Source organism: Bradyrhizobium sp. UFLA05-112 (assembly GCF_053572325.1).
In genome coordinates, this window is the sequence record NZ_JBANBK010000153.1 from 1 (window position 1) to 10,130 (window position 10,130).

Annotated in this window: 11 protein-coding genes; 5 read left to right on the forward strand and 6 right to left on the reverse strand. The window is 63.5% G+C overall.

All coding sequences use genetic code 11. From position 1 onward, the window contains the following. Nucleotides 1–130: 130 nt before the first annotated feature. The 5 genes from SO180_RS41075 to SO180_RS41095 all read right to left on the reverse strand — a co-directional run bounded on the left by SO180_RS41075 (nt 131) and on the right by SO180_RS41095 (nt 4,435). Nucleotides 131–1,774, reverse strand: a complete 1,644-nt coding sequence (locus tag SO180_RS41075; protein ID WP_449384478.1) for a lysine--tRNA ligase — start codon at nt 1,772–1,774, stop codon at nt 131–133. A gap of 199 nt (nt 1,775–1,973) precedes the next feature. After that, on the reverse strand, nt 1,974–2,888 hold the full coding sequence (locus SO180_RS41080; RefSeq protein ID WP_449384479.1) for a transporter substrate-binding domain-containing protein: 915 nt from the start codon (nt 2,886–2,888) through the stop codon (nt 1,974–1,976). A gap of 94 nt (nt 2,889–2,982) precedes the next feature. Beyond that, on the reverse strand, nt 2,983–3,573 hold the full coding sequence (locus SO180_RS41085; RefSeq protein ID WP_449384480.1) for an SCO family protein: 591 nt from the start codon (nt 3,571–3,573) through the stop codon (nt 2,983–2,985). Nucleotides 3,574–3,598: 25 nt separating this feature from the next. Next, nucleotides 3,599–3,793, reverse strand: coding sequence for a hypothetical protein (locus SO180_RS41090; protein WP_449384481.1), 195 nt, complete (start codon nt 3,791–3,793; stop codon nt 3,599–3,601). A gap of 120 nt (nt 3,794–3,913) precedes the next feature. After that, nucleotides 3,914–4,435 carry a hypothetical protein gene (locus SO180_RS41095; RefSeq protein ID WP_449384482.1) on the reverse strand — a complete coding sequence of 174 codons (522 nt, stop codon included), beginning with the start codon at nt 4,433–4,435 and terminating at the stop codon, nt 3,914–3,916. A 259-nt stretch (nt 4,436–4,694) separates the two neighbouring features. Here SO180_RS41095 and SO180_RS41100 point away from each other — a divergent pair, with 259 nt between their 5' ends. The 5 genes from SO180_RS41100 (at nt 4,695) to SO180_RS41120 (ending at nt 8,856) form a co-directional block, all read left to right on the forward strand. Continuing rightward, a complete protein-coding gene (locus tag SO180_RS41100) occupies nt 4,695–6,353 on the forward strand; it encodes an FAD-binding dehydrogenase (protein WP_449384483.1) in 1,659 nt (552 codons plus the stop codon). Between the two features lie 4 nt (nt 6,354–6,357). After that, nucleotides 6,358–7,275, forward strand: coding sequence for a CE1 family esterase (locus SO180_RS41105; protein WP_449384484.1), 918 nt, complete (start codon nt 6,358–6,360; stop codon nt 7,273–7,275). Nucleotides 7,276–7,443: 168 nt separating this feature from the next. Then, nucleotides 7,444–7,794: a RidA family protein gene (locus SO180_RS41110; protein WP_449384485.1), complete on the forward strand. Its 351-nt coding sequence runs from the start codon at nt 7,444–7,446 to the stop codon at nt 7,792–7,794. A 160-nt stretch (nt 7,795–7,954) separates the two neighbouring features. Beyond that, nucleotides 7,955–8,320, forward strand: coding sequence for a nuclear transport factor 2 family protein (locus SO180_RS41115; protein WP_449384486.1), 366 nt, complete (start codon nt 7,955–7,957; stop codon nt 8,318–8,320). A gap of 335 nt (nt 8,321–8,655) precedes the next feature. Continuing rightward, a complete protein-coding gene (locus SO180_RS41120) occupies nt 8,656–8,856 on the forward strand; it encodes a hypothetical protein (protein ID WP_449384487.1) in 201 nt (66 codons plus the stop codon). 416 nt (nt 8,857–9,272) lie between these two features. On the opposite strand, the gene SO180_RS41125 is transcribed toward SO180_RS41120, so the two are convergent. Further along, complete coding sequence (locus SO180_RS41125) at nt 9,273–9,506, reverse strand: hypothetical protein (RefSeq protein ID WP_449384488.1); 234 nt, start codon at nt 9,504–9,506, stop codon at nt 9,273–9,275. Between the last annotated feature and the right edge of the window lie 624 nt (nt 9,507–10,130).

The following is a 10,130-nucleotide window of genomic DNA, read 5'->3' on the forward strand; positions in this document are numbered from 1 at the left end:
ATCACGGCGTTCGAGGGGTGTCCACACCCTCACCGCCGCTTACCCCAGTCGCCGCTTACCCCATAGCATCTGGATCGTCCGCTCGAGTGCGCAATTGCGCACAAGGCGGACGATGACATCGAATGCGCGGCTACGCACTCCTCGCCAGCGCGCCGTCGATCATGTTGACGGCGTTCTGGATGCCGTAGACTGCGACAAAGGAGCCGAAGCGCGGGCCTTTCTCCTGGCCGAGGAGGACCTGGTAGAGCATGTTGAACCAGTCCAGCGTGACGCCGGGACGGCCATCCTTGCCCTTCTTGACCTGATCGAGGAACGGCTCGCGGCGGCCGATCTCGTAGACGACGTTCTGGATGTCCTCGGCCGACGCCTCCTGCGGCAACTGCGAGAGCGCATCGCGCAGGTCCTGCAATGCGGCGCGCTCGCTATCGGTCGGCTCGCGGAACTGCTTCGTCGGCGCGACGAAGTCGCGATAGTAGTTGATGGCGTAGCCGACCATCGCGTCCAGCTTCGGATGCGTCTGCGGGCTCACGCCGGGGCGGTAGCGGCGGATGAAGCCCCACAGCGTCTCGGCGTTCTCCGCGTTCGACGACGACACCAGCGTCAAGAGGAGCTGGAAGGTGACGGGCATATCGGCCTTCGGCGGATGGCCGTCATGAATATGCCAGACGGGATTGCCGAGCTGTTGCTTGGCATCCTGCCGCGGAAAGCCGTCGAGGAACTGCTGATAGTCGTCGACATTGCGCGGGATGACGTCGAAATAGAGCCGCTTCGCCGCCTTCGGCTCGCGATACATGAACAGCGACAGCGATTCCGGCGGCGCATAGCGCAGCCATTCGTCGATGGTCAGGCCGTTGCCCTTCGACTTCGATATCTTCTGGCCCTTCTCGTCGAGGAACAGCTCGAAATTGAAGCCTTCGGGCGGCGTGGCGCCGAGCGTCCTTGCAATGGCGCCCGAGAGCTTGACCGAGTCGATCAGGTCCTTGCCGGCCATCTCGTAGTCGACGCCGAGCGCGACCCAGCGCATCGCCCAATCCGCCTTCCACTGGCACTTCACATGACCGCCAGTGACAGGCGTCTCGACCTCCTCACCGGTGTCGGGATCGACATACGTGACGGTGCCGGCAGCGACGTCGCGGCGGATCATCGGCACCTGCAAGACGACGCCGGTGGTCTTGCTGATGGGCAAGAACGGCGAATAGGTCGCGCGGCGATCCGGCCCGAGCGTCGGCAGGATGATCGCCATGACCTTGTCGTAGGCGGCAAGCATCTTCAGCAGCGTCGCGTCAAAACGGCCCGAATTGTAGTAGTCGGTCGCGCTGGCAAACTCGTAGTCGAAGCCAAAGCTGTCGAGGAAGGCGCGCAGGCGGGCATTGTTGTGGTGCCCGAACGACGGATAGTCGTTGGAGAACGGATCCGGCACCCGCGTCAGCGGCTTGCCGAGATGCGCGGCCAGCATCTCCTTGTTGGGCACGTTGTCGGGGACCTTGCGAAACCCGTCCATGTCGTCGGAGAACGCGATCAGCCGCGTCTTGATCTTGTCCTCGGTGAGCACGCGGAAGGCATGGCGCACCATCGAGGTGCGCGCGACCTCGCCGAAGGTGCCGATATGCGGCAGGCCGGACGGGCCGTAGCCGGTCTCGAACAGCACCTCGTCCTTCGGGCTCTTCTTCAGCCGCGCGACGAGCGCCTTCGCCTGCTCGAACGGCCAGGCGTTGGATTGTTCGGCGAGCGCACGCAGATCGCTCGGGCTGGCGGCAGGGTCAATAACGGACATTCAAGGGGCCTCCGGGCCGCGGAAAATAGCGATTTCCGGGCAGAATGCAATTTTGTGGGCGATGTCAGACCCTCACCCTGAGGAGCGCGCTCTTCGCGCGCGTCGCGAAGGGCGAGGCCGAGAGAGAGCCGGGCCTTCATCCTTCGAGACGCTTGCTTCGCAAGCTCCTCAGGATGAGGAGCTGATGACGGGGCGACGGCTAAAACGGGCTCACCGAAAAATACCGCAGCCACAGATCGGTGTAGCGGCCTTTTTCCCAGACGCGGAACAGCGCCCAGTTCAGCGCCTGGCGCAACAGGTCGTTGCCCTTGCGCACGGCGATGCCGACACCCTCGCCGAAGAAGCGGCTCTCAATGAAGGGGCCGCCGGAGAACGCGCAGCAATCGCCGGAATCCGTGCCGTTGATCCAGAACGCCAGCGAGATGGCATCGCCGAAGATGAAGTCGACCTCGCCCCGGCGAAGCGCGGTGCGCAAGGCCTCGTCGTTGGGATAGCCGTGCAGCTCGGCGTCGGTGAACATCGCCTTGAGATACGCTTCATGCGCGGAGCCCGCTATGACGCCGACCTTCTTGCCCTCGAGATATTCGGGACGGATTTCCGGCATCACCGCGTCCTTGCGCGAGGCGAAGCGTGCAGGCACGCGATAATAGGGATCGGTGAAATCGGCGCGCGCGCGGAGCTGCGGGCTCACCGCCATGGACGCGATGATGGCATCGCCGCGGTTCGAGGAGAGCGCGTCGATCAGCGTCTCGAAACGGCGCATCTGCACGGTGCAGGTGACCTTGATCTCCTCGCACAGCGCGCGCGCAAGATCGACGTTGAAGCCGGCCGGATTGCCGTCTGCGCCGGTGTAGTTGAACGGCGGATAGTCGGTTTCGGTCAGGAAGCGGATCACGGTCAGGCGCGACAGGTCCGGCCGTTCGGGCCGCCGGCGGGGATCCCAGAAGCCGGGCACGGCCTGGGGAGCGGCTTGAGGCGCTCCAGGCGCCGGCTTGGCCGGCGCCTGCGCAAGGGCGCCGGGCGCCGCCGACAACAGGCAGGCACCGACCGCCGCCAGCCCGATCAGGAGGCGGCGGACAGTTTTGAGCGATTTCGCCTGTTGCGATGGGGCCATCGGTTTGAGATTAGCGGGATTTTGTTGGGATCGGAGGGCCTTATAGACCATCCCGCCGGGAACGCGAGTGGGGATTACGGCCGGTTCGGCGATCTCAGAGGTACCGCTTCAGCTCGGCCGCGGCCTCCTCAGGCGGGCGCTTCATGTTGAACGGAGCGACGAACCTCCCGTCGCGGTCCATCAGGTAGATCAGCGCGGTGTGGTCCATGGTGTAGTCGCCGTCCTTCGTCGGGACCTTCTTGGCGTAGACGCGATAGGACGTCAGCACCTTGGTGGTCTCGGCCGGATCGCCGCTGAGGCCTTCCAGATGCGGATCGAAGCTCGAGAGATAGTCCTTCATCGTCGACGGCGTGTCTCGCTCGGGATCGACCGAGATGAAATAGGCGTTCACCTTGTCGGCGTCCTTGCCCATTGCCCGCAGCACTTCCGAGATCTCGAACAGCGAGGTCGGGCAGACGTCCGGGCAATGGGTGTAGCCGAAGAAGATCAGGGTCGGCTTGCCCTTCAGGCTCTTGTCGGTGACGGTCTTGCCGTTCTGGTCGGTGAGCGCGAACGGCCCGCCGATCGCGGCCGGCTGAGCCACCTTGCTGACCCCGCCCATGGCCCAGAACATCACGAGCAGCCCGACGACGAGGCTTGCGGCGAAGGCGGTCGCGATCACCAGCGGGCGGGCAGTCCGGCTCATCGTGGAGAGAATCCCGTTGTACGGATCAGAAGCAGGCCGACAGGCCGGCCCTGATCACCTCAAAAAACACCTGGCTGCCGTAGTGGAACCACAGCGCCAGCGTGGCCAGCAGCGTAAGTCCGCCGAGCCCCGCGCCCGCAAATAGCAGCACGGATGGCGTCCCGCCGGCAGTGGGCGAATTGTCCGATACCGGATGCGCTGATTGCAGTGGTTGAGCCATGACAATGATCGCGGCGATACGCGCCGGTTCCCTGCCCCTCAGATAGGCGCTGGCCCGCGCCCGGGCAAGCGCCGCGCGTGGGCCAGAATAGCTCCCGGATCAGCTCGTCCTGATGGTTTGTTAGTGAAGCAGCTGCCCGCGGGCGGATTCCAGTTCTCCCGCTTGCGGGAGAGCCCGGCGCGACGGGCGGCTGGTCGCGGCCTGCGCGTCCATGTAGCAGGGCTTGTACATCGACTCGAGCTGCTTGCCCCTGAGGAAGATCATGTGCGGGGTGAGGCCGCCACGTTGCGAGATCCAGCGCCGCACCTGCGACGGATACATCGCATAGAGCATCTGGGTCGCTTCGGGATTGGTGATGGCGCGGCCGTTGACGCCGAAATCCCAAGCGGCGTGGAAGCCGAGCGTCGCATGCGAGGTCACGCAGATGCGGTCGCGCGGGATGGCCCCGAGGACGATGGTACAGGCCGAGGCGCAGAGCCCGTCGATGATGACGGTCTCGCCGGACTGGCGCAGGTCCTGGTATCTGTCGACATAGGTTCCGATGCGGCCGCCACGGTCGTCGGCGATCCGAACCACCGCGTGAGAGGCCCCCATGCCCGCGAACAGGAGAACCGCTGCGAGCAACCCCGTCAGAAACTTCATGTCCCCCGCCCCAGTCCCATTCGAATCTGTGTGTCAGGTGGTGATGCGCCGCTAACGTCCGTCCTAACCGTGGTTTTGTCTAGGCGCGTGGGCTCGCTCAAAACAAATTCAAATCCGGTGTTGCGCCCGCGCTGCACTTCGCCGATCCCCCCGCCGTCCCAACACCAAAGTGGAACAAGTTAACGGATTCTTGTGTCGCTCCTCTTGATCTCAGCGACGGCGGCTGACTTCAATCCGGATGATTACAGGGGGGAACTCAATGGCTGAGCAGGCGGACGTCATTGTCGTCGGCGCGGGGTTGTCGGGGCTGGTGGCTGCAACCGAAATTGCCGATGCCGGCAAGCGCGTGATGGTCGTCGATCAAGAGGGCGAGCAATCGATCGGTGGCCAGGCGTTTTGGTCGTTCGGCGGTTTGTTCCTGGTCAACTCGCCGGAGCAGCGCCGGCTCGGCATCAAGGATTCCGCCGAGCTCGCGCTGCAGGACTGGCTCGGCACCGCGGGCTTCGACCGCGACGAGGACCACTGGCCACGGAGATGGGCGGAAGCCTATGTGGCATTCGCGGCCGGCGAGAAGCGATCATGGCTGCGCGCGATGGGCCATCGCATCTTTCCGGTGGTCGGCTGGGCCGAGCGCGGCGGCTATGACGCGATGGGGCACGGCAATTCGGTGCCGCGCTTTCACGTGACCTGGGGCACGGGACCCGGCATCGTCGAGCCGTTCGAGCGCCGCGCGCGCGAGGCGGCGAGAAGCGGCCGGCTGGCCTTCAAGTTCCGCCATCGCGTCGATGCATTGAACATCACGAATGGCACGGTCGACGGCGTGAGCGGCAAAATCCTCGCGCCGGACAGTGTCGAGCGCGGCAAGAGCTCCTCGCGCGACGTGGTCGGCGACTTCGCGCTGAAGGCACAGGCGGTGATCGTCGCCTCCGGCGGCATCGGCGGCAATCACGATCTGGTGCGGCAGAACTGGCCGAAGCGGCTCGGCGAGCCGCCAACATTCATGATCTCCGGCGTGCCCGAACATGTCGACGGCCGCATGATCGGCATCACGGAAGGCATCGGGGCGCGGCTGATCAACCGCGACCGCATGTGGCATTATGTCGAGGGCATCCAGAACTGGAATCCAATCTGGCCACATCACGGCATCCGCATCCTGCCCGGCCCCTCCTCGATGTGGTTCGACGCCACGGGCACACGGCTGCCGGCGCCGCTGTTTCCAGGCTCGGACACGCTCGGCCAGCTCGAATACATCACGTCGACCGGCTATGATTATTCCTGGTTCATCCTGACGCAGAGCATCATCAAGAAGGAATTTGCGCTCTCAGGCTCCGAGCAGAATCCCGATCTCACGGGAAAAAGCTGGCGCATGACGTTGCGCCGCGCCACCAACAAGGGCGCGCCGGCACCGGTGGAAGCGTTCAAGAGCCATGGTGTCGACTTCATTGTGCGTGACAAGCTCGAGGAGCTCGTGCCGGCCATGAACAAGCTCGCCGGCAGCGATCTTCTCAGGCTCGACCATGTCAGGATGCAGATCGAGGCGCGCGACCGTGAGATCGCCAATCCCTTCGTCAAGGACGCGCAGGTGATGAACATCCACAATGCGCGCCGCTATATCGGCGACAAGCTGATCCGCACCGCCTCGCCCCATCGCATCCTCGATCCCGAGCATGGACCGCTGATCGCGGTCAAGCTCAACATCCTGACGCGCAAGACGCTCGGCGGGTTCGAGACCGATCTGGACTCGCGCGTGTTCGGACAAGAGGGCCAGGTCATTCCCGGGCTCTACGCCGTAGGCGAAGCCGCCGGCTTCGGCGGCGGCGGCGTGCACGGCTACCGCTCACTGGAAGGCACGTTCCTCGGCGGCTGCCTGTTCTCGGGCCGCAACGCCGGGCGCGCCGCGGCGAAGGCGGTGGGCTAGCTCAATGTTGTGGCGGATGGGCATCGGAGTTCTTGCTGCGGTGCTGCAGTTCGCCGCACCCGCACGGGCCGACACGATCGACATCAATGGCGTGACGCGCACGTTCATCATGATGCCGGCGCCGACCAAGCCTGCCCCCCTCGTCATCGTGCTGCACGGCAAGACCCAGCGCGGCGCCGACATGGTGACACGGACATCCTGGCCGCTGATGGCCAAGCGCAACTCCTTTACCGTGGTGTTTCCCGATGGGCTCAACAACGCCTGGGCCGATGCGCGACCCGACGCCCGACGCGCCGGTCGCGGGCCGCCCAAAGGTACCGACGATATCGCTTTCATCGCAGCCCTGGTCGACAAGCTCGTGAAAGACGGCACGGCGGACGCGCGCCGCGTCTACATCACCGGCATCTCCAATGGCGGTGCGATGACCATGACGCTGGCCTGCAACCGCGCCGATCTGTTCTCGGCCGCCGCTAGCGTGATCATGAACCTCACCGATGAATCGGCCGCCACCTGCCATCCATCACGTCCGCTGCCGATGCTGCTCATGAACGGCACGGTCGATCCGCTGATCCCCTATGACGGCGGCCGCGGCGCGAGTTATTTTGCGGCCGACGGCTTCTGGTCGACCACGAAGACGCTGGCATTCTGGCGTAGCATCAATGGCTGCGAAGCTGATGATGCCGCGGCAACCGATCTGCCCGACAGGAATCCTCACGACGAGTCCACCGTGACGCAGATCGGCTCGTACTGCCCGAAAGGGCGTGACGTCGTGCTCTACCGCGTCAATGGCGGCGGTCATCGCATGCCCGGGCATTTCCCCGATGCACGTTTCCCAAAAGTCGCGAACGGCCTGCTCGGCCCGCAGAACGGCGACATCGACGGCGCCGACACGATCTGGGCGTTCTTCAGCCGCTTTCCTTGAGGCCGCGCATGCGTCACCGGCAACGCATGCGTGCCCAGCAACGCATGCGTGCCCGGCAACGCATGCGTGCCTGGCAACGCATGCGTGCCTGGCAACGCATGCGTGCCTGGGGTGGCAGAGCACAGGGGGCTGCGCTAGACAGGGCCGCCATTCCAACAGGAGATTCACATGAGCATTCAACGTTTCGAAACCGGCCCGCGCATGAGCCAGGCCGTCGTGCACGGCAACACCGTCTATCTCGCCGGTGTCGTCGCCAGCAGGGCCGGCGGTGAAAGCGTGACGAAGCAGACCCAGGACATCCTGGCGACCATCGACAGCCATCTCGCCAAGGCCGGCACCGACAAATCGAAACTGCTGTCGGCAACGATCTACATCACCGACATGAAGACGTTCCAGGAGATGAACGCGGTGTGGGACGCCTGGGTGTCGCCGGGCAACACGCCGGCGCGCGCCACCGTGGAAGCCAAGCTCGCCGCCCCGCAATACACCGTCGAGATCATGGTGACCGCGGCCAAGTAGCACGCTGGAAGATGACTGTGCGGGCCAGAAGCGCGATGAAAGCATCATCGCGCTTCAGTTCTTCGCAGGCGCATGACCTCCGAGGTAATCGATTGGCGCGCGCAAACCTTCGATAGTCAGGGACAGCCGAACCATCCGGCGCTTTTCGAAGGAGACCATCATGACCGACCACACCACCCTCGCCCACCGCTATATCGATCTCTGGAACGAGCGCGCGCCGGGCAAACGGCGCGAACTGCTCAGCGAGAACTGGACGGCGGATGCGAGCTATGTCGATCCCTTGATGCGCGGCGACGGCCATGACGGCGTCGACGAGCTGATCGCCGGTGTGCAGCAGCGCTTTCCCGAGTTCAGGTTCAGGCTGATCGGCGAGCCCAATGGTTATGGCGAGCACCTGCGCTTTTCATGGGGTCTCGGCCCAGACGGCGTCGACAGCCCGATCAAGGGTACCGATTTCGCCGTGCTGAAAGACGGCCGCATCAAGAGCGTCACGGGATTCTTGGATCAGGTGCCGGCGGGCGCGTGAGCTGGCTTACCACCCTCCCTGCAGCGCAGGGCTATCGCATATGAGCATCAACGAGGTCGTCATGCCCGGGCTTGTCGCGGGCATCCACGTTCTCTGTGCTGCAGGGTAAGGCCTGAATGGCCGGGACAAGCCCGGCCATGACGATGTGGAAACTTCGGTGCCGCTGGCGCCCAGGTTCTGTCCGTATTCGAGGGCCGTTCTAGTTCGAAGGAACTAGTGTCCTTGTTCGATTTGTGTTCACTAGTGAACAGAACAAAATGCCCCGCGCCTGCATCTTGGTGCCGATTATGCTGAACCATGCGGATTAGGACCCGCAAGCACGAGGGGTGCGAGCCATGCAACGTCGACGTATCAAGCCAATCCAATCCCTTGAAGACCGCCTTGCCGAGGAGGCGAAGCGCCTACACGAGAAAGCCAAGTTGCTCCCACCAGGAGCGGTCCGCGAGGCCCTCTTGCGGAAGGCTCGCCAAGCCGAGACCGGCTCGCACATAAGCGAATGGCTGCGATCTCCCGAGCTACAACCGCCGAAAGAATGAGAACCTATCGACTAGCAATAGCCACGCTGGCCGCTTCCTCGCTGGCTGGATGGTCTGCGTGCTTGTCGTCGCGTAGGTCGTCTCATTCGGCACGAGGTCATCGTTCTCCCGACCACCACGTTGACTGCGGATCGCTCGCGAAAATCTTGGTCGAGCGCAGCGCGACCAGATGGCGGATAGAATTGCCGCCGTTTTGGAAAATCGCGAACCGAATGGAGTTTCCGAGGCTTCGGATAAAATGTAGCGTCGAACTAAATCCGGCGTATCCAATCCTGCCGCCACTCGCGATTTGCTTTGACCAAGCGACGGACTTCAGCAACGGCGGCGTTCGCACGTGCAACAAGCTGCTCTAGCGGTTCCAGTGCATCTGACATGCCCATAAACCAGCGGGGGGGGGGCGGTTCCCAGCGCGCCGCTTAAATTAGCCCCGCATCTATGTCCTTGATGGTCCTTATGATCTCATTCCTATGCTCCTGCATCTCCTTCAGGGTACGCCGGTATGTTTCAAGCAATTGCTCTGCTACAGCGGTGGGGTGCCCGCCTGCGCGCAGCCGTTCGATATCCATGATCTGATGACTGATTGTTCGTTCGGCGTCGCTGAGATGACGTTCAGCCTCGGCGAGCCGCTGAACTTCCGCGTTCCTGTCCATGCCACTCTCCCAATCCCATTGGAAAGTGGAGCGAGCCTTCGGAAGTTCCGGCGGCGTTGGCGTGCTTCCAGCCAGCAACTTCTCCAGAACGAGCGTATTGTCTCCGCATCACCGGCCAAGGCTTTGTCCGTAGGCGTCGGTGGCTGAGAGACCGATCGATCGCGCTCCAGCCTGCATGAGGAAGGGAGCGGCCAATGGTCCTTAATCCAGGTCGTATCTTTCGAGATCTTGATGCCCAGCATCTCGAAGCGACGCGCAAGGCGCTTGCCGAACACCGTAAGCTTCTTAAAGACACACCGCCACCTGACAGCTTCGCAGGACGGAAGACCTACGAACCGTTCCCCCTCCCGCGAGGACGACGAGTAACCAGAACTTCGGCGACCCGGTAACTTGAGCCTTGTCTGCAAGAGGCAGGCAGCGCTTGCGGGTTCCGAAGCGGTGCGAGCTACTCTGCTCGTCATGGCGGCCGAATATCGAAAAGCTAGCTAAGCGCCCGAGCACGGGCCGTTCGACTACCGGCCTCTTTCATTTCGCGAATGTCGCCTGTTGGCCGATTCCGTTGAAAAAGGCCGCGGTTGCGACTCAGAGATACCAGTGATTCAGTCTGTCTAGTTGGCAGGACTG